Annotated in this window: 24 protein-coding genes and 1 tRNA gene; 1 reads left to right on the top strand and 24 read right to left on the bottom strand. The window is 50.4% G+C overall.

Annotation, left to right across the window (positions count from 1 at the left end; genetic code table 11):
• Positions 1 to 87 precede the first annotated feature (87 nt).
• From gap to CW734_RS07015, 6 genes are all read right to left on the bottom strand, one after another.
• Positions 88 to 1,095, bottom strand: coding sequence for a type I glyceraldehyde-3-phosphate dehydrogenase (gene gap, locus CW734_RS07040; protein ID WP_101189975.1), 1,008 nt, complete (start codon positions 1,093 to 1,095; stop codon positions 88 to 90).
• Positions 1,096 to 2,139 (bottom strand): sugar-binding transcriptional regulator, encoded by a 1,044-nt coding sequence (locus CW734_RS07035; protein ID WP_101189974.1) that lies wholly within the window; start codon positions 2,137 to 2,139, stop codon positions 1,096 to 1,098.
• Positions 2,140 to 2,243: 104 nt separating this feature from the next.
• The gene (locus CW734_RS07030; protein ID WP_101189973.1) at positions 2,244 to 2,474 is read right to left on the bottom strand and encodes a glutaredoxin family protein; all 231 of its coding nucleotides are present in this window, start codon (positions 2,472 to 2,474) and stop codon (positions 2,244 to 2,246) included.
• Between the two features lie 14 nt (positions 2,475 to 2,488).
• A complete protein-coding gene (locus CW734_RS07025) occupies positions 2,489 to 3,277 on the bottom strand; it encodes a TPM domain-containing protein (RefSeq protein ID WP_101189972.1) in 789 nt (262 codons plus the stop codon).
• Positions 3,274 to 3,852, bottom strand: coding sequence for a LemA family protein (locus CW734_RS07020; protein WP_101189971.1), 579 nt, complete (start codon positions 3,850 to 3,852; stop codon positions 3,274 to 3,276). Before CW734_RS07020 ends, CW734_RS07025 begins: the two co-directional genes overlap by 4 nt.
• Positions 3,853 to 4,009: 157 nt before the next feature.
• Positions 4,010 to 4,081: transfer RNA gene (locus CW734_RS07015), tRNA-Arg, on the bottom strand.
• A gap of 166 nt (positions 4,082 to 4,247) precedes the next feature.
• Here CW734_RS07015 and clpP point away from each other — a divergent pair.
• Positions 4,248 to 4,859: an ATP-dependent Clp endopeptidase proteolytic subunit ClpP gene (gene clpP, locus CW734_RS07010; protein WP_068868719.1), complete on the top strand. Its 612-nt coding sequence runs from the start codon at positions 4,248 to 4,250 to the stop codon at positions 4,857 to 4,859.
• A gap of 64 nt (positions 4,860 to 4,923) precedes the next feature.
• On the opposite strand, the gene CW734_RS07005 is transcribed toward clpP, so the two are convergent.
• The 18 genes from CW734_RS07005 to CW734_RS06935 all read right to left on the bottom strand — a co-directional run bounded on the left by CW734_RS07005 (position 4,924) and on the right by CW734_RS06935 (position 17,689).
• On the bottom strand, positions 4,924 to 5,181 hold the full coding sequence (locus tag CW734_RS07005; RefSeq protein WP_058381251.1) for an HPr family phosphocarrier protein: 258 nt from the start codon (positions 5,179 to 5,181) through the stop codon (positions 4,924 to 4,926).
• Positions 5,182 to 5,238: 57 nt separating this feature from the next.
• The gene (whiA, locus tag CW734_RS07000) at positions 5,239 to 6,189 is read right to left on the bottom strand and encodes a DNA-binding protein WhiA (RefSeq protein ID WP_058381252.1); all 951 of its coding nucleotides are present in this window, start codon (positions 6,187 to 6,189) and stop codon (positions 5,239 to 5,241) included.
• A 21-nt stretch (positions 6,190 to 6,210) separates the two neighbouring features.
• The gene (locus CW734_RS06995; protein WP_101189970.1) at positions 6,211 to 7,206 is read right to left on the bottom strand and encodes a gluconeogenesis factor YvcK family protein; all 996 of its coding nucleotides are present in this window, start codon (positions 7,204 to 7,206) and stop codon (positions 6,211 to 6,213) included.
• A 4-nt stretch (positions 7,207 to 7,210) separates the two neighbouring features.
• A complete protein-coding gene (gene rapZ / locus CW734_RS06990) occupies positions 7,211 to 8,092 on the bottom strand; it encodes an RNase adapter RapZ (RefSeq protein WP_058381254.1) in 882 nt (293 codons plus the stop codon).
• Complete coding sequence (locus CW734_RS06985) at positions 8,085 to 8,570, bottom strand: NUDIX domain-containing protein (protein ID WP_101189969.1); 486 nt, start codon at positions 8,568 to 8,570, stop codon at positions 8,085 to 8,087. Before CW734_RS06985 ends, rapZ begins: the two co-directional genes overlap by 8 nt.
• A 206-nt stretch (positions 8,571 to 8,776) precedes the next feature.
• The gene (gene trxB, locus CW734_RS06980; RefSeq protein WP_058381256.1) at positions 8,777 to 9,736 is read right to left on the bottom strand and encodes a thioredoxin-disulfide reductase; all 960 of its coding nucleotides are present in this window, start codon (positions 9,734 to 9,736) and stop codon (positions 8,777 to 8,779) included.
• Positions 9,737 to 9,803: 67 nt separating this feature from the next.
• Positions 9,804 to 10,952: a tetratricopeptide repeat protein gene (locus tag CW734_RS06975; RefSeq protein WP_232787193.1), complete on the bottom strand. Its 1,149-nt coding sequence runs from the start codon at positions 10,950 to 10,952 to the stop codon at positions 9,804 to 9,806.
• A gap of 64 nt (positions 10,953 to 11,016) precedes the next feature.
• Complete coding sequence (locus CW734_RS19405; RefSeq protein WP_269801504.1) at positions 11,017 to 11,139, bottom strand: hypothetical protein; 123 nt, start codon at positions 11,137 to 11,139, stop codon at positions 11,017 to 11,019.
• 264 nt (positions 11,140 to 11,403) lie between these two features.
• Positions 11,404 to 11,793: a phosphoribosyl-ATP diphosphatase gene (gene hisE / locus CW734_RS19915; protein WP_442956955.1), complete on the bottom strand. Its 390-nt coding sequence runs from the start codon at positions 11,791 to 11,793 to the stop codon at positions 11,404 to 11,406.
• Positions 11,783 to 12,028, bottom strand: a complete 246-nt coding sequence (locus CW734_RS19910) for a phosphoribosyl-AMP cyclohydrolase (RefSeq protein WP_442956954.1) — start codon at positions 12,026 to 12,028, stop codon at positions 11,783 to 11,785. The genes hisE and CW734_RS19910 overlap by 11 nt, the downstream gene beginning before the upstream one ends.
• Complete coding sequence (gene hisF / locus CW734_RS06965) at positions 12,025 to 12,777, bottom strand: imidazole glycerol phosphate synthase subunit HisF (RefSeq protein ID WP_101189968.1); 753 nt, start codon at positions 12,775 to 12,777, stop codon at positions 12,025 to 12,027. The genes CW734_RS19910 and hisF overlap by 4 nt, the downstream gene beginning before the upstream one ends.
• Entirely contained in the window at positions 12,771 to 13,499 is a 729-nt protein-coding gene (gene hisA / locus CW734_RS06960) for a 1-(5-phosphoribosyl)-5-[(5-phosphoribosylamino)methylideneamino]imidazole-4-carboxamide isomerase (protein ID WP_101189967.1), read from the bottom strand. The genes hisF and hisA overlap by 7 nt, the downstream gene beginning before the upstream one ends.
• Positions 13,492 to 14,121, bottom strand: a complete 630-nt coding sequence (hisH, locus tag CW734_RS06955; protein ID WP_101189966.1) for an imidazole glycerol phosphate synthase subunit HisH — start codon at positions 14,119 to 14,121, stop codon at positions 13,492 to 13,494. Before hisH ends, hisA begins: the two co-directional genes overlap by 8 nt.
• Positions 14,118 to 14,705: an imidazoleglycerol-phosphate dehydratase HisB gene (gene hisB / locus CW734_RS06950; RefSeq protein ID WP_374703193.1), complete on the bottom strand. Its 588-nt coding sequence runs from the start codon at positions 14,703 to 14,705 to the stop codon at positions 14,118 to 14,120. Before hisB ends, hisH begins: the two co-directional genes overlap by 4 nt.
• Positions 14,702 to 15,985: a histidinol dehydrogenase gene (hisD, locus tag CW734_RS06945; protein WP_101189965.1), complete on the bottom strand. Its 1,284-nt coding sequence runs from the start codon at positions 15,983 to 15,985 to the stop codon at positions 14,702 to 14,704. The genes hisB and hisD overlap by 4 nt, the downstream gene beginning before the upstream one ends.
• The gene (gene hisG, locus CW734_RS06940; RefSeq protein ID WP_101189964.1) at positions 15,982 to 16,608 is read right to left on the bottom strand and encodes an ATP phosphoribosyltransferase; all 627 of its coding nucleotides are present in this window, start codon (positions 16,606 to 16,608) and stop codon (positions 15,982 to 15,984) included. The genes hisD and hisG overlap by 4 nt, the downstream gene beginning before the upstream one ends.
• A complete protein-coding gene (locus tag CW734_RS19905; RefSeq protein ID WP_442956953.1) occupies positions 16,601 to 16,696 on the bottom strand; it encodes a hypothetical protein in 96 nt (31 codons plus the stop codon). Before CW734_RS19905 ends, hisG begins: the two co-directional genes overlap by 8 nt.
• 42 nt (positions 16,697 to 16,738) lie before the next feature.
• A complete protein-coding gene (locus CW734_RS06935; RefSeq protein ID WP_232787192.1) occupies positions 16,739 to 17,689 on the bottom strand; it encodes an ATP phosphoribosyltransferase regulatory subunit in 951 nt (316 codons plus the stop codon).
• Positions 17,690 to 17,696 lie beyond the last annotated feature (7 nt).

Genomic DNA, 17,696 nt, shown 5'->3' with positions numbered 1-17,696 from the left:
AAAAAAATAAGGGGTGGGGTAAATTCCCCACCCCTTTTACCCTCTTTATTATAGAGGTTCATTGGTAATTAAGCTATGATTTTCAGCTTACAGCCCTTTTTTGTACATGTGAATTGCCAAGTCAATGCAGCGGCCTGAGTAGCCGGATTCGTTGTCGTACCAAGCAAGAACTTTAACCATGTTTCCGCCCAACGCCATCGTGGATTGTGCATCCACTGTTGAAGAAGCGGTATTGCCGTTATAGTCGCGGGAAACAAGTGGCAACTCGCTGTAATCCAAGTAGCCTTTCAACTCGTTTTCAGTCGCTTCTTTAAGCGCTTGGTTCACATCTTCGATTGAAGCGTCTTTTTCAAGTTCAGCGACAAGGTCGATCAAGGAAACGTTCGGCGTTGGCACACGGATAGCCATGCCATCGATTTTGCCTTCAAGTTCAGGCAATACTTTTGCAACGGATTTCGCTGCGCCAGTTGTTGTCGGGATCATCGACTCTGCTGCTGAACGCGCACGGCGGTAGTCAGAGTGAGGCGCATCAAGCAACGCTTGGTCGTTTGTGTAAGAGTGGATCGTCGTCATCATGGCTTTCTTGATGCCGAATTTTTCGTTCAACACTTTAGAGATTCCAGCCAAGCCGTTTGTCGTGCAAGATGCGTTTGAAACGACGTGGTGCTCTTCAGGGTTGTAAGTTTCTTCGTTTACGCCCATTACGAGCATTTTCATGCCGTTTTTGCCTGGTGCAGAAACGATGACTTTTTTCGCGCCGGCTTCGATATGTTTCGAAGCTGCATCTTCAGTTGTGAAAATCCCTGTAGATTCCACTACGATATCGATGTTGTGCTCTTTCCACGGCAATTGTGCAGGATCTTTTTCAGCGAATACTTTTACTTCCTTGCCGTCCACGAAGATCGAACCATCTTTAGCAGAAACGTCTGCATTCAAAGTGCCGTGCACAGAATCGTACTTCAATAGATGCGCAAGCATTTCCGCATCAGTTAGGTCATTTACTGCAACTACTTCCACTTCATCGTTTAATAGCGCTTGACGGAATACTACACGGCCGATACGGCCAAAGCCATTGATTGCTAATTTGATTGTCATTTATAATTCCTCCAATTTTGTTGTTGGGTTGAGTATTGCCCTAGCTGCACCTTCATCCGTAATCAGGATGGTACGTTCAGGCGCGGCCCGGAAATAAGATTCGATGGCGCGCGCTTTTGTGCGTCCTCCGGCAACGGCCATGATGCCCGGTGCTTTTTGGACCTGCTCTAATTGAATGCCCGCTGTTGGGATGCGATAAACTATGTTTCCGGTTTTATCGAAATAATAACCGAAGGCTTCGCTAACAGCTCCGCCTGTTTTGATCTTCTCGACTTCGTTCACGGAAGAACGGCGCCTGATGGCCATCTCTTCTGCATCGCCGATTCCATGGATGACTAAGTCCGTCTGGTCATACAGCTCCATCATTTCTTTGATGACGGGTTCCCTCATCATCATTTCGAGCGCTTCTGCACTCAAATGCTCAGGCAGATAAAGCGTGCGGACAGCTCCGCCTGTTTTTTCGGCAAAGGATGAAGCGATGGTGTTCGCCTGGTGAAGCATTTCTTCACCCAGGCCGCCTCGTGCAGCGATAAACTGCATGGCGGGGTTTTTCTTCGCCGTGCGGATTTCAGCTGCCACGGCGGCCATCGTACTGCCGCCAGTGACGGCGATTGTTCGGTAGCTTTCGAACATTTCTTCCGCAATGCGGGCGGCCTGCCTGCCGATCGCAGCTTTGGCCGATGACAGCCGGTCGCTGTCACCCGGAAGGACGACTGCTTGCTTGATGCCGAGTTTCGCCTGCAGCCCGGCTTCAAGTTCCGCCGTTCCGGCAAGTTCCTTGACCAGCTCACGGAGTTGGTCAAGAACATCGTCTCCCATTATCGTCAAGCTCATGCCGCTCTTGCTCATTTCGATCAAAGCTTGATCCCTCAATAAGTCGGTCTCTTTGCGGATTTCCCTTTCAGCTGCGCCTGTCATCTCGCTGATTGTGCGCCTTCCGACGGGCTGTTCGGTTTGAATCAGCTCGAGGATGCTATAGCGCTTTTTCAGCAAGCTTGGCAGTTCAGGCAATAAATGCACTTGCGCTTGCAGAACTGGATCCATCGCTCCACCCCTTTGTTGGACGTTTTTTGTCCCACTACATATAATTACGTCCCACTAGATTCATTGTAGCCGAGCTATTAGATTTATGCAAATAAAAAGAAGCGTTAAAGAATTAACGCTTCCAAAAGTTCGCCATAGCCAAAATTTCCATAGAGCAGCACTTTTTCCTGTTTCGTGAGCACTGGAATCATCAGCATATACTGTTCATGCAATTGTTCATCTTCTTCAATATTGATTTCCCGGAAGTCAATCGGGTAATCTTCCTGCAATAGCGTCAGTGCAGACTTGGCCTCTTCGCAAAGCCCGCAATTTGGTCGAGTATAGAGTGTATACATGCCATCCCTCCTTATTAGAAGCCTCGCCCGGCTCCGCCGCCTCCTGAAGAGCCGCCACCGCCGCCGCGGAAACCTCCACCGCCGGAACCGCCTCCGAAGCCGCCGCCAAAACTGCCGGGTCCGAAAAATCCGCCGCGCCTCATCGTTCTGCCGCGGCCGCGACGTCCACGGCCGCCGCCTCCTCCTGTAAACAGGAACAACAAAACAAGTACGATCAGGAAGGTGACGACCGGCTGCATAAAGCCGCCTTCACCTTCACCGCTGCCGGGCGTCACTTCATTGAGCGGCTGGTGGCTAACTGTTTCTCCGTCCCAACCGTATTCCGCAGAAACTTCACTGTACAGAGCTTGATACGTATTAAGGATTGCTTCGTCCGGCTGGTCTTCACGCAAATATGGAACGGCGTAATCATCCAAAATGCGCCCGACTTTTCCGTCAGGAAGCGCGCCTTCCAGGCCGTAGCCGATTTCGATATAGATCTCGCGGTCCGTCATCGATAGCACGACCAGAACGCCGTTGTTCTCTTCCGCTGAACCTACACCATAATGACGCAATGCTTCGTTGGCGTAGCTTTCGATGGGCTCGCCTTCCAAAGAATCGATGACCATGACAGCAATCTGTGCAGTTGTCGCATCTTCTAAGCCAGCGCCCAGGCTCTTGATCTCAGCTTCCTGTTCTTCGCTCAAGACGCCCGCGATATCCTGGATGTAAATATCATCAGTCAACTCCGGAAATTCTGCCGCCTGTGCGGTTCCGGCGATCATCAGCAGCAATAGGAGCAAAACAGGAATTCTTCGGATCATTCTTCGTCAGTCCCAAAGTCCACATCCGGTGCATCTTCCGCTCCGGCATCCGCTTCGAAATATTCCTTTTCGTCAAAGCCGAAGATTCCCGCTACCATATTGCCTGGGAAACTGCGGACTTCCCGGTTGAATTCCGTCACTGAGCCATTATAGTCCTGGCGGGCGACCGCGATCCGATTTTCCGTCCCGGCGAGTTCATCGGATAATTGCTGGAAGTTCTCGCTCGAACGAATTTCCGGATAGTTCTCGACGACAACGAGCAAGCGGCTGAGCGCCCCGCTTAGTTCGGCATCTGCTTCTGCCTGTTCTTCAACCGATCCGGCATTCGCCATGCTTGAACGGGCTTCTGTGACGCTATCGATGACCTCTTGTTCCTGGTCAGCAAAGCCTTTCACCGTCTCGACCAAGTTCGGGATCAGATCGAGCCTGCGCTGCAATTGGCTTTCGAGTTGCGCATACGATTGGTTGACGTCCTCTTCCAATTGAACGAAGTTATTATAACTTGAACCGAATACGGCAACGGCAATGACGATCAGCCCAACCACCAACAGCAATGGAATAAGTAATTTTTTCATTTTCCTGTCTCCTTTTCTTTTACAATAATATTTTTTGTTTTCCCTGATTGCCTGTTTCTTGAAACACCATACGTTGGATTCTACGTTTCAGCCGCTAAAAAGATTCAATAAAAAAACCGCATAGCCTTTGGCAGGCTATGCGGTTTTTCAATTTTTACACCCTCGGAGGGAATCGAACCCCCATCTCAAGAACCGGAATCTTACGTGTTATCCTTTACACTACGAGGGCAAATATTGTTCGCGACTTTTCTATTATACAAAAGCTTTCCCCTTATTTCAAGCGCCTATTTTCAATTCGTTAGATTTGACCTTCATTGACCATGATGTGTATGATGAATGTACGGCTGAACAGTGTTTCAGCAGCACTTACATTTACCCGAAGGAGGAAATTATCCATGAATTTAATCCCTACAGTAATCGAACAGACAAGCAGAGGCGAACGCGCTTACGATATCTATTCCCGCCTATTGAAAGACCGCGTTATCATGCTCGGCAGCGGAATCGATGACAATGTCGCCAACTCCATCGTTGCGCAATTGCTATTCCTTGAAGCGGAAGATCCGGAAAAAGATATTTCCATCTACATCAACAGCCCAGGCGGCAGCATCACAGCCGGTATGGCAATCTACGATGTTATGCAATTTATCAAGCCAGATGTCCAAACAGTATGCATCGGCATGGCTGCATCCATGGGTGCTTTCCTTCTCGCAGCCGGCACAAAAGGCAAACGCTACGCATTGCCGAACGCTGAAGTCATGATCCACCAGCCACTTGGCGGAGCTCAAGGGCAAGCGACTGAAATCGAAATCGCCGCAAAACGCATCCTGTTCTTGCGCGAGAAATTGAACCAAATTCTATCTGAACGCACTGGCCAGCCGCTTGAAGTGATTTCTCGCGATACAGACCGCGATAACTTCATGACTGCAGAGCGTGCACTCGAATATGGTCTCGTCGACCAAATCATCACGCGCAACAAATTGCCGGAAAACCACGAAAAAGAAGATTAAGTTACACAAAAAGAGCTGTCCCGCTTGCGGGGCAGCTCTTTTTTGGTGCTTAAAGCGCTTGGCTTTAAGCTTCTTTATCGATCAATTGCGCCAACGCATCAACGGCTGATTCTTCGTCAGCGCCGTCGGCCGAAATCGTCACGTTCGTGCCTTTGCTGACGGCTAGGCTCATGATGCCCATAATGCTCTTGGCATTGACTTTCTTGTCGCCTTTTTCTAAGTATACATCCGAACTATAACGATTGGCTTCCTGTACAAACAATGCTGCCTGCCTCGCTTGTAATCCTGATTTCAATTGCACTTCCACTTGTTTTTCTACCATGCATATCCTCCTCCGAAAACTTGACTCTCACGCAATCTATAGAAAAGAGCAGCCCTGTTACCGGCTGATCGTTTCGCCTTTTCTCAACGACTCGGCAATCTCATCGATTTTCCGTAGCCTGTGGTTGACACCTGATTTGCTCACTTTTCCTGTCGATACCATCTCGCCCAGTTCTTTCAGTGTGACATCCTGGTACTCCACACGCAAGCGGGCTATCTCTTTCAGACGGTCCGGCAATTGGTCGATTCCGATTACTTGGTCGATAAAGCGGATGTTTTCGATTTGCCGCAGCGCCGCATCGATGGTCTTATTCAAATTGGCCGTTTCGCAATTGACTAAGCGATTGACGCTATTGCGCATATCGCGGAGAATTCGGACATCCTCGAATTTCAATAGCGCCGAGTGGGCGCCTGTCAGGCTGAGGAAATCGGAAATTTTCTCTGCTTCCTTCAAATAGGTCACAAATCCTTTTTTTCGCTCGATCATTTTCGCGTTCAATTGGAAATGGTTCATCAGGATGACCAGCGCTTCAGCGTGGTCTTTATAGGAAGAATACACTTCCAAATGATAAGAGGAGGTTTCGGGATTGTTGACCGACCCCCCGGCCAAAAAGGCACCGCGCAAATAAGAGCGCTTGCAGCACGTCGTCGAGATCAGCTCAGGGGAGATATCCTGCTGAAATTGAAAGCCTTCCGACAAGATCAACAAATCCTCAAGCACGAATTTCGCGCCTTCCCGCAAGCGGCAAATATAGACATTGTTTTTTTTCAACCGCATCTTTTTGCGGACTAACAGTTCCACTGGATACGCTTTGTAGAAGCGCTTCAGCAATGTATAGATCCTTCTGGCAATAGCTGCGTTTTCCGTTTGGATATCCAGGCTTAACTGGCGATTGGAAAATGACAGCGTACCGTTCATCCGGATCATCGCCGACAGCTCTGCCTTGCCGCAGCAATCGTCTACTTCAATCTGGGTCATTTCTTTTTTTGTTTCTGATGCAAAAGACAATTATGCCCCCCCTTTCAAGCTTTAGGAATACCGGCGCTGCGAGGGTTCCTGCGATTCGCTGCTGGTGTATTCGAAAAGCCATTTCGCCACTTTCATCGGTTCATGCCGGACGGCTTCCCCGAAAATATTCGCAATGTCATGGCGATATACTTCAAGCCCCATATTTTTCAGGCGTTCTTCATCGTATTCCACCGGCCATGCTTTTTCTTTTTTGTATCTTTCGGCCACTCCTTGCGGCATTTGGACTTTATCGATCAAAATGGCATCGAGAAAGTTCACACCTACATGGTCGTACAGAGCTTTCACATGATCCGAGGCCGTATAGCCGTACGTTTCACCCGCCTGGGTCATCAAATTGCAAATATAGATTTTTCTCGCCTTCGCCTCAAGCAGCGCTTTTTTGATATCCTTCACAAGCAAATTCGGCAAGATGCTCGTGTACAAGGAACCCGGCCCGATGACGATGACATCAGCGGATTGAATCGCCTGTATGGTATCCGGCAAGGTCTTGACGCCGGCCGGTTCCAGGAATACGCGCTTGATCGGCTGCAAATAGGCAGGGATCTTGGATTCGCCTTTAATGATGGTTCCGTCTTCAAGCTCAGCGTTCAAGGTCACCAATTGATTGGCGGCAGGAAGAACGGTGCCGTTGACGTTCAAGACGCGGCTCATTTCGCGGACAGCGTGCGAAAAATCACCTGTCAAATCGGTCAATGCCGCAAGCATCAGATTGCCCAGTGAATGCCCTTCCAAATCAAGCGAATGCTTGAAGCGGTATTGGAACATTTCAGCTACTAAAGGTTCGGCATCCGACAGCGCAGCCATGACGTTGCGGATATCGCCCGGTGGCGGGATATCCAAGTCATCGCGCAAACGCCCGGAGCTTCCGCCGTCATCTGCCACTGTCACAATTGCCGTCAAGTCGAGCGGAAAAGTTTTTAAGCCCCTCAGCAAAGTGGACAGACCGGTCCCGCCCCCGATGATTACGACTCGTTTTTGCTGGAGACTTTTTTCCATATGCTCAGCCCTTTCTGATTTTCACATCTCTATGCGTAATGCTGACTTTGTTGTTTTTCGATAGGTATTTCCCGAAATACTCTGCAAGCGTCACGGATCGATGCTGGCCGCCTGTGCAGCCAAAAGCGATGACCAATTGCGCTTTGCCTTCTTGCTTGTACTGGGGAATCATGAAATCGAATAAATCCTCCAGCTTACTCACCAGCGTCTGTGTTTCCTGCCACTTCAAAACATAATCGGAAACCGGCTGATCCAAGCCCGATTGCGGATTCAATTCTTCTATATAATAAGGGTTCGGCAGGAAGCGTACATCGAAAACCAAGTCAGCGTCAATCGGCATGCCATGTTTAAAGCCGAAAGACATCAAATTGACCGTAAAGACATTGCTCGTTTTGGAAGCGAAATCCGACGTGATTTTCTCTTTCAGCTGGCGCGGGCTCATTTCTGAAGTGTTATACATATAATGGGCCCGTCCTTGCAAGTCTTTCAGCATATCCCGTTCTTTTTTGATGCCGCCGAGCACAAGCCCGCCTGGCGACAGTGGATGGGAACGCCGTGTTTCCTTATAGCGGCTGACGAGCGTCTGGTTTTCCGCATCGAGAAACAGGATGGTGATCGCCACTTCCGGTTCTTTCGATAGATCATCGATTGCATCGACGAGGCTGGCGAAAAAATCGCCGCCGCGAAGGTCCATGACCGCTGCGACGCGCTTCATCGATTTGCCCGAATCCCGCATCAATTTGATGAATGTCGGGAGAAGCGCCGGGGGAAGATTATCGATCGTGAAAAAACCGAGGTCTTCAAAACTTTGGATCGCCACTGTCTTTCCTGCACCGGACATGCCGGTGATAATGATCAATTCGGTTTCTTCGATATGCTTATCCATGCTGGCGGTTCACCTCTTCAGTCGATGATTGGATGTTCTCTTCTAGCAGTTCGAACTCTGGCGTATAATAGAAGGTTCCGTATTGGACCCCTTCCTGATAAGCCGCAAACAATAGGTTTGTCCGGTCCCCTTCCGCCATCGGCAGGGTATGCAGGCTTTCTACTGGATGCCATTCGAGAATCCCTTCACGCGTTTCTTCGAATGGCGTCCCGCGAAGCTGTGTCGCCCGGAACGTAAACAGCATCCATTCATCCACTGTCTGGCCGCTTTCCTGGATCATCATGGTGTAAACGCCTTTCAAGTGAACGCCAAACGGCTCTGCATCCGTTTCTTCCCTGAACTCACGGATGGCCGCTTCATAAATCGATTCGCCGCTTTCCATTTTGCCGCCAGGAGCTACGTACCAATCCCTGCGCGGCTTTTTCATCAATAATACTTTGCCATTCTCTATTAGCAATAAATTCGCGATTCGCTGCACATTTGCCACTCCGCATCTAATATAAACTATTTTCATTATACATCTATCCTGGCGTGTCATGCAAAAGAATGCAAAAAAAGAGGCCACTCCCCGGACAATCCGGAAAGCAGCCTGTCAAAAATAACTATATAAAAAGGGGGTTGATTTACATTACTTACTATACCTCTTTTGCATGACAATGCTGTTACAAAGGGATTAAGAAAGCGTTAAGCTTGCGCTTTTGAAGCGATCTTTTCTGCAAGCTCTTCTACATAATGCTGGACGCTTTGCGCGGCGATGCTGCCGTCGCCAGTCGCAGTCACGACTTGGCGCAAAGTTTTATCCCGTACATCGCCTGCCGCGAAGATTCCCGGCACAGAGGTTTGCATTTCTTCATTCGTTTCGATATAGCCCAGGTCATTCAAGATGCCCAGCGATTCAAATGGTTTTGTCAACGGCAGCATGCCGATGTAAATGAACACGCCGTCCGCTTCGAATTCCCGTTCGGAATCGTCTTTAGTCGATACCAAGGTAACGCTTCCGACCTTGCCGTCTTTATCGTGAATCTCTTTTACGGTATGGCTCCAGATAAAGTCGATCTTGTCGTTGGCAAATGCGCGGTCTTGAAGGATTTTCTGTGCGCGCAATTCATCTCTGCGGTGGACGATCGTCACTTTATCCGCGAAACGTGTCAAATAGACTCCTTCTTCAACTGCAGAGTCCCCGCCGCCGACAACGACCAGTTCTTTGCCTTTAAAGAATGCGCCATCGCACACTGCGCAATAGCTGACGCCGCGGCCGCCAAGTTCGTTTTCGCCTGGAATGCCCATTTTCTTATACTCGGCTCCAGTCGTCAAAATGATGGCGCGGGCTTTGTATTCTTTCGAACCGGCTTTGACGGTTTTGAATTCATCGCCGTCGATGATTTCAGTCACGTCGCCATAAGCATACTCGGCTCCGAATTTTTTCGCATGTTCAAACATTTTGGTGGATAGGTCAGGACCGAGAATATGGTCGAATCCTGGGTAGTTTTCAATTTCTTCGGTGTTGGCCATCTGTCCGCCAGGGATCCCGCGCTCAAGCATGAGCGTCGAAAGATTCGCTCGGGACGTATAGACCGCCGCTGTCATGCCCGCCGGCCCTGCACCGATAATTAACACATCATAAATATTAGTCGTTTCTGTCATTATAGGCCCTCCTCGTTATCACTAGCTAAATCGTAAAGCAATAAACTGCCGCCTTCAACTTTTATGCCTAGTCCTTGAAATTCGGCAAAAACCCGCTCAATTCATCGACATATTTGGACATCGTAGCGGCAGAAGTACCGAATTTCACGGCGACTGCTTTTTTTGTCGTTTCCCGTTTTTCCGCTGATTCAACCATATAGCTGACGGCAGCGGCAAGTGCTGTTGGATTGCGGAACGCATAATCGCCATCGAAAGCCCGTTCCGCCAGCATGAACCATAATTGGAAGATGGCGTCATTTTCGCGGTCAACCATCCCTTTCTGGTAATACAGACGCTCTGCTGTTTCCATCGCACGCAAAAAGGCTTTTTCTTCCTTGACCGATTCGCGGAATGGATGGCCAAGCGCATAACCGAGCATATAGGTTTCCAAAACGGAAGGCTGCTCGGATTTCAGCCAATTCGGATGCGAAATGATTTCTTGCTTGTGGGAAGATTTTCCAAGCAAGAACAAACCGTAAATCCGTTCGCTTAAATGAGGATGGTCAAGTTTGTGGATGAGAAAATCGCGGTCATGTTCAAGCGCATCGACATGCGGCATTACAGCCTGCTCTCCCCACGGCTCGTACCCTTCTTTTGCCGGGTCCATCCGCTTCAATTGCTCCCACGCATACTTTGCGGTTTCTTCATGGCCCGAATGGTACGCTGCATGAGACAACCAGAAATAAAACGCGGGGTCTCCGTCAAACCCACGTTTTTGCAAGCTTTTCAACCAACGATACGCTTCCTTGTATTTTCCGACCAAGGCGAAGGTCGCGCCCAATTTATAGCGATGCTCAAAGACATATGGCTGGATCTTTTTCAGCAAGCCAAGGATATCGTCCAACTCATCATTTTTCTCATAATAATGGAACACCGCTAAATTGCATAAGGCGTGCAAGTTGCCGGTGTTTCTGCGGAGCACTTCATGAAGCAGCGATTTCGCCATTTCCGTTTCCCCGATATAAAAATACGCCAGCGCCAGGTTATTATAAGCCCCCCAGAAATCCGGCTTTTCCTCGATGACTTCTTCCAATAACTCAATCGCTTCTGGAAACTTGCCCTGTTCCATCAACCGGCGCGCCTTTTCCTGCAAATAATAATACTCGCTATTATGGGCTTCGCCTTCGTCATCGAACAGCTGCCAGTCTTCCTGCTCGGCAAAATCGATGATTTCCATCGCTTCCGCCGCGTAGCTCCCGCGGGTATCCTTTTCAAGATAAGCCTTGGCATATTTCCGGGCATCAAAAACAAGCCCAGATGTGCATGGACTTCAGCCAAAAGAATAAAATATTCGGTTCTTCCGGATCGAGCTTATGGGCAGTGCGCAGTTCATCCATCGCCAGCTCAAATTCCTGCCGCTCCATCAGCACCACTCCGTAATGCATCAGGATGAGCGGATCATCCGAGTCAGTTCTTTCGCCCGCTGCAAATACTTATACGCTTTATCGTAGTGTTCGCACTGCAGCTCCTTGAGTGCTTTTGATAGTAAAATTCCCCTGTCGGAATGAATGACACGACATTATCGAAATTTTTCTTTGTTTTCTCCAAAATATGCCTCCGTAACAGGAAAAGGAACGATCGAAATCGTTCCTATCCCTAAATGTGCTGTTATTATAGCATATTTCCTATTATTTACTTGTCCTTTTCGCGGCATGGCGTTCTTCGAGCACACCCGTCACTTCTTTGAAATCAACTTTCTGTTCCTGCAGCAAAACAAGTAGATGGTAAAGCAGGTCTGCGCTTTCCGTTGCCAGTTCTCGTGCATCACGGTTTTTGCAGCAATGATGACTTCTGCTGCTTCTTCCCGACTTTCTTGCAGATCTTATCGACCCTTCTTCAAACAGATAAGTCGTATAAGCGCCTTCTGGCAAATCGCTTTCGCGTTGTTTGATCAAAGCGCTAAGTTCTGTAATCATGTCTGATGCTGAAGCCGTGCGTTCCCCTGCTAAGGTTTCATGGAAGCAGCTCGTCTCCCCAGTATGGCAGGCCGGGCCGTTCGGAATCACTTCATAAATCAAGGAATCGCCCGTCGCAATCGATCTGCACGGATTGGACACGCTGCGTATTGCCGCTGGTCGCGCCTTTATTCCATAGTTCCTTGCGGCTTCTTGAGTACAGCCAGGTTTCTTTCGTGTCGATCGTGCGCTTGACCGCTTCTTCGTTGGCATAAGCCAAAGTCAGCACTTGTTTTGTAGTTGCATCCTGCAATATGATGGGCACTAACCCGTTTTCATCGTATTTCACATTTGTCACCGGACATTCACTCCTTCTCGCTGCAGATACTGTTTCACTTCTCTGACGCTCGTTTCTTTATAATGGAAGATCGATGCCGCAAGTGCTGCATCAGCATCTGCCTGTTCGAATACTTCCTTGAAATGCTCACGGTTTCCTGCACCGCCGCTTGCGATGACAGGCACCTCCACGGCATCACGCACCGCTTTGGTCAGCGCGACATCAAATCCGTCTTTCTGGCCGTCGCTGTCCATGCTGGTCAAAAGCAATTCCCCAGCACCTAAAGCGACCGCTTTTTTCGCCCATTCGATCGCATCCCATTCGGTCCGGTTGCGGCCTCCGTGCGTGTAGACGTCCCAGCTATCGCCATTTCTTTTCGCATCGATAGCGACGACAATGCACTGCGATCCGAAGAAATCCGCGCCTTCTTTGATCAATTCCGGCCGGTCCAGCGCTGCTGTATTCAAGGATACCTTATCTGCCCCTGCACGCAACATGCGTTTCATGTCATCAAGCGTCCGGATGCCTCCGCCCACGGTAAATGGAATCGATAGTTCGGTGGCGACAATGCGCACTACTTCGACCATCGTCTCTTTGCCTTCGTGTGAAGCGGAGATGTCGAGGAAGACCAATTCATCCGCGCCTTGTTCGTCGTAGAATTTGGCGAGTTCCACAGGGTCTCCCGCATCCCGAAGCTCCACAAAACTCACGCCTTTGACGACGCGCCCTTCTTTAACGTCGAGGCACGGAATGATGCGTGTTGTCAGCATGATAGCGCCTCCTCGAGTGTAAAACGGTTTTCATACAAAGCTTTGCCGATGATGAGTCCGGCAATCGGGCTGTCGGCAGCCGCTTGTTTCACTTTCTTTACGTCATCGAGCGTTCCGATGCCGCCGGATACGATGACTTGCGAAGCGTCGTCGGCGACGAGCTTCCGGTTAGCGTCGATATTCGGGCCAGCAAGCGTGCCGTCCGTCGAAATATCGGTATAGATGAAATGCTTTGTCCCTTTTGAAGCAAAATAAGCGGCCACTTCAGATGCCGGCTTATGCGAAGTTTCGATCCAACCCTCTGTCGCCGCCATGCCGTCTTTCGCATCGATGCCGATGACGATCCGCTCTGCGCCGAATTCCTCGATAAATGAAGCAACCAGTTCCGGCTCCCGCACAGCCAGGCTGCCGATAATGACACGGGCAACGCCGTTCGATAAATAATGGTTGATGTCTTCACGGCTGCGGATGCCGCCGCCCACTTGGATGTTGGCATCGAGTTTCGCCGCTTCGATGACCACTTGATCGTTGATTCGGCTGCCATCTTTCGCGCCGTCCAAATCGACCATGTGGATCCATTTGGCCCCGGCTTCCACAAAACTTTTCGCCATTTCAACCGGCGAATCTGCATAGACCGTCTCCTGGCCGTAATCTCCTTGGAACAAGCGGACGCATTTTCCGCCCCTTAAGTCGATCGCCGGATATATTTGAAATTCACTCATGGAAATCCCTCCTGACATTTGCAATCCACTGCGCCAATAAATAATGCCCGAACTCGCCCGATTTTTCGGGATGGAATTGCATCCCCGTAATCAATCCGCCGCCGACAACACCCGGCACTTCAAGCCCGCCGTATTCGGCAGTCGCGAAGACTTCTGCGCGAGCCGTCTCTGTCGCGAGAAACGAGTGGACAAAATAGACATGTGTATCTTCCAGTACATCTTCAAGCCAATATGGCTGTTGCGTGAAACTCAGGCGGTTCCATCCCATATGCGGGATGCGGTAAGCGCCTTTTGGAAAGCGCCGGATATGCCCTTTCAATAAACCAAGCCCTTTAACCGCCCTGCCTTCTTCACTGTCTTCATATAATAATTGCATACCGAGGCAAATCCCGAGCAATGGGATCTTCTGCTCCGGCAGCGAACGGATGAATTCAGCTAAGCCTTTTTCATCCAAGCGCTTCATCGCATCCGGAAATGCGCCGACGCCCGGAAGTAAGATCGCATCCGCTTCTGCCAAGACTTGTGCATCGTCTGAGGTGATGACGGTGCAATCGAGTTTTTTCAATGCCTGTTCGACGCTGAATAAATTGCCCATGCCGTAATCGACAATACCGACGATCATGTTAATAGCCCCTTTGTCGAAGGGACGCCTTCTACGCGCGGGTCGATCATCGTTGCGTCATCCAGCGCGCGGGCAAGCGCCTTGAAAACCGCTTCGATGATGTGATGCGTATTGCGGCCATAATGGACGATGACGTGGACGTTCATGCGTGATTCCAATGCAAACTTCCAAAGAAATTCATGGACGAGTTCACTATCGAATGCGCCGACTTTCGCGTTTGGGATATCTCCCCGGAACTCCAGGTGAGGTCGGTTGGAGCAATCGATGACCACTTGTGCCAGCGCATCATCCATCGGCACAAAGGCGTTGCCGTAGCGGCGCAAGCCTTTTTTATCGCCTAATGCTTCAAGCACTGCCTGGCCAAGGACGATCCCGATGTCTTCTGTCGTGTGATGATCGTCGATATGGGTATCACCGTTTGCGTGGATGCGCCCGTCGAACTGGCCATGCTTGATGAAAAGATCCAGCATATGGTCCATAAATGGTACCCCTGTATTGATATCCGCCTGCCCTTTTCCATCGAGTGAGAAGCTGACGGCAATTTCCGTTTCATTGGTTTTTCGCGTAATGTCCGATTTCCTCATGATTGACTCTCCTTTTTCCAAGCGCGCGATTCGACTGCACGTGCGTGTGCTTCGAGGCCTTCTAGCCTTGCGAGCCTTGCAATTTTCTCTTGGTTTTCACGCCATGCCTGCTCGCTGTAATGGACGATGCTCGTCCGTTTAACAAAATCATAGACGGACAAGGCACTTGAAAAGCGCGCCGTGCTATTGGTCGGCAAAACATGGTTCGTGCCGGCGAAATAATCGCCGATCGGCTCCGATGAATAACGGCCGATGAAAATCGCACCGGCGTGATCGATTTCTTCCGCTACTGCTTCCGCATCTTCCGTCATGATCTCCAAATGCTCTGGCGCCAATTGGTTGGCTGCGTTAATCAATTCAGCGCGGCTGTCCGCCACATAAATAGCGCCGTGGTCACGGATCGACGCCGCAGCAATCGCTTCGCGCGGCAAAGTTGCCAATTGGCTTACCACTTGCGCTGCGACTTGTTCGGCAAACGCACGGCTCTGTGTCAATAATACCGCACTTGCCAGCGGATCGTGCTCTGCTTGGGACAATAAATCCGCCGCCACTTCATCCGCATATGCGCTGTCATCGGCGATGATGGCGATTTCGCTTGGCCCTGCGATCATGTCGATCGCGACGTCGCCGTTCACTTCGCGTTTTGCGAGCGCTACGAAAATATTGCCGGGCCCCGTGATCTTATCGACCGGCTGGATCGATTCCGTCCCGTAAGCGAGTGCCGCGATTGCTTGTGCCCCGCCAGTTTTATATAGTTCTTTAATGCCAAGGATATGTGCCGCAACAAGCACGCCGTCCGACAAATTCCCTTCGCTATCAGGCGGGGATACAACGACGATGCGCCCGACTCCCGCTACTTGTGCCGGAATGACATTCATCAAGACGGAGGATGGATAGGCCGCCGTGCCGCCCGGAACATACAATCCAGCAGATTCGATCGCTGTGACGCGCTGTGCGACATACGACCCGTCCGCCCGGTCTTGGCGGTAGCCTTGTTGCTGTTGGCCTTCATGATAGCCGCGGATATTGTCCGCCGCTTCTGTCAGGTCGGCAAGCAGTTGGGGATCGAAACGCTTAGCTGCTTGCTGGATTTCTTCTTGCGTGACCTTTAATGCGGTCAACTCCGCTTTGTCCCATTTTTTCGAAAAGCGGTACAAGGCTGCATCGCCTTCGCTCCGCACCGCTTGAATGATTTCTTTTACCGCTTGCAATTGCTGTTCTGTGCCATCGGCTAACTGGCGCCGAATCGACAACTCGTCTGTCAGGCGCTGGATGTTCATCGTTCCACCTGCTCCCGCAGTTTATCGACCAGCTCCGTAATGCGCTGCTGCTTCAAGCGATAGCTCACCGGATTCGCGATGAGGCGCGATGTGATGTCCGCGATCTTTTCGTATTCCACCAGGCCGTTGTCTTTCAACGTGCGGCCGGTCGATACGATGTCCACGATGCGGTCGGACAAGCCGATCAGCGGCGCCAATTCGATTGAGCCGTTCAATTCGATGATCTCGACTTGTTCGCCTTTGCTGCGGTAATAATGAGAAGCCACCGCTGGATATTTCGTCGCAATGCGCGGCGTCACTTCGTCCATTTCCGTATCCGGCAATCCGGCAGTCGCGATATAGCATGCACTGATGCCGAGGTCCAATAATTCGTGTACGTCTCTATCGTGCTCGAGCAAGACGTCTTTTCCGGCAATGCCGATATCCGCTACACCGTGCTCGACATAAGTTGGCACATCCATCGGCTTCGCTAGAATAAAGCGGAATTTTTCATTCGGCGCTTCGACGATCAGCTTGCGCGAGTCGTCGAGCTCTTTCGGCAGGTCATATCCCGCACCGACTAATAGTTCATAGGCTTCTTCAAAGATTCTGCCCTTTGGCATGGCAATCGTCAATTCATCCATTGTGCAGCTCCTCCCCTCTGATGACTTCGGTGAACAAGGCAGTGAATGGCTCCAGCGCTTTAACGGCCGGTGCATATTGCAAGGTCACTCGTTTTCCTGAATTTCTTAGTTGTTGTGCTTTATCGAATGCCTATTGCTCGTTTTGTTCATCGAATAAGATCAATGTGTGCGGTTGCTCCGCTTTTTCAGGTGTCACCGATTCCAGCAAACGGTCGACACGCAACCCGAATCCGGTCGCGCCGACCTGCAAGCCGAACTGCTCCATCAAGCCGTCATAACGCCCGCCGCTGCCGAGTGGAAATCCACTGCCGGCTCCGTAGAACTCGAACACCAATCCAGTGTAATAGGTCATGTGGCTGCTGAAGGAAATATCGAAAGTGACTGCATCCCCGAGTCCATTGCGTCCAAGCAATTGTTCAAGGCGCTCCATGTCGCGGTAAAGCTCGCGTTGTTCTTCGTTTTCTTCGTTGATCCACTGTTTCCAATCAGCTACTGTTGTTGCCTGCATCAATTTCAGGAACGATGACAGTTTACCTTCAGGGATCGGCAGCTCTTTTGCCAATTGTTCGACCCCTACACCGTTCTTCGCGACAAACAGTTCACGCACTTTGCCGCTTTGTTCCGCATCCAACCCGAAATCTGCCAATATCAGTTCAAGCAGCCTTGTGTGGCCGATGACGGTGCGTGCAGAACCAACGCCCAATTCCTTCAGAATGTCCCAAGCCAAGCTGATCACTTCCGCATCCGCATAAAGGGAATCATCGCCAATCAACTCGACGCCCATCTGCTCGAATTCTGCAGGGCGTCCGCCTTCGCGCTTTTGCGCACGGAATACATTGGAATAATAGCCGAGTCGGATCGGCATTTTCTCGCGCAATAATTTCGATGCCGCAACCCGTGCGATCGGGGATGTCATATCCGGCCGCAAGACGAGCGTCTTACCTTGGCTGTCGAGCAGCTTGAATAACGCGTCATCTGAAATCGCGGAGATCTTCCCAATCGTTTCGTAGTATTCCAAAGTCGGCGTTTGCAGCAGTTCATACCCTGCCCGCTCGATCAATTGAGTGCCTTGTTTTCTCAAATCTGCT

The sequence above is a fragment of the Planococcus sp. MB-3u-03 genome, assembly GCF_002833405.1.
GTDB lineage: Bacteria > Bacillota > Bacilli > Bacillales_A > Planococcaceae > Planococcus.
The sequence above is the reverse complement of the archived record's forward strand: the minus strand, read 5'-3'. Positions and strand labels throughout refer to the sequence as shown.

Excerpts from the sequence above, each read along its gene's own strand:
- gap (WP_101189975.1), bottom strand. The coding sequence starts at position 1,095 with ATGACAATCAAATTAGCAATCAATGGCTTTGGCCGTATCGGCCGTGTA.
- CW734_RS07035 (WP_101189974.1), bottom strand. The coding sequence starts at position 2,139 with ATGGATCCAGTTCTGCAAGCGCAAGTGCATTTATTGCCTGAACTGCCA.
- CW734_RS07030 (WP_101189973.1), bottom strand. The coding sequence starts at position 2,474 with ATGTATACACTCTATACTCGACCAAATTGCGGGCTTTGCGAAGAGGCC.
- CW734_RS07025 (WP_101189972.1), bottom strand. The coding sequence starts at position 3,277 with ATGATCCGAAGAATTCCTGTTTTGCTCCTATTGCTGCTGATGATCGCC.
- CW734_RS07020 (WP_101189971.1), bottom strand. The coding sequence starts at position 3,852 with ATGAAAAAATTACTTATTCCATTGCTGTTGGTGGTTGGGCTGATCGTC.
- clpP (WP_068868719.1), top strand. The coding sequence starts at position 4,248 with ATGAATTTAATCCCTACAGTAATCGAACAGACAAGCAGAGGCGAACGC.
- CW734_RS07005 (WP_058381251.1), bottom strand. The coding sequence starts at position 5,181 with ATGGTAGAAAAACAAGTGGAAGTGCAATTGAAATCAGGATTACAAGCG.
- CW734_RS06995 (WP_101189970.1), bottom strand. The coding sequence starts at position 7,206 with ATGGAAAAAAGTCTCCAGCAAAAACGAGTCGTAATCATCGGGGGCGGG.
- rapZ (WP_058381254.1), bottom strand. The coding sequence starts at position 8,092 with ATGGATAAGCATATCGAAGAAACCGAATTGATCATTATCACCGGCATG.
- trxB (WP_058381256.1), bottom strand. The coding sequence starts at position 9,736 with ATGACAGAAACGACTAATATTTATGATGTGTTAATTATCGGTGCAGGG.
- CW734_RS06975 (WP_232787193.1), bottom strand. The coding sequence starts at position 10,952 with ATGGAAATCATCGATTTTGCCGAGCAGGAAGACTGGCAGCTGTTCGAT.
- CW734_RS19405 (WP_269801504.1), bottom strand. The coding sequence starts at position 11,139 with ATGGAGCGGCAGGAATTTGAGCTGGCGATGGATGAACTGCGCACTGCC.
- hisF (WP_101189968.1), bottom strand. The coding sequence starts at position 12,777 with ATGCTGACAACACGCATCATTCCGTGCCTCGACGTTAAAGAAGGGCGC.
- hisA (WP_101189967.1), bottom strand. The coding sequence starts at position 13,499 with ATGAGTGAATTTCAAATATATCCGGCGATCGACTTAAGGGGCGGAAAA.
- hisH (WP_101189966.1), bottom strand. The coding sequence starts at position 14,121 with ATGATCGTCGGTATTGTCGATTACGGCATGGGCAATTTATTCAGCGTC.
- hisB (WP_374703193.1), bottom strand. The coding sequence starts at position 14,705 with ATGAGGAAATCGGACATTACGCGAAAAACCAATGAAACGGAAATTGCC.
- hisD (WP_101189965.1), bottom strand. The coding sequence starts at position 15,985 with ATGAACATCCAGCGCCTGACAGACGAGTTGTCGATTCGGCGCCAGTTA.
- hisG (WP_101189964.1), bottom strand. The coding sequence starts at position 16,608 with ATGGATGAATTGACGATTGCCATGCCAAAGGGCAGAATCTTTGAAGAA.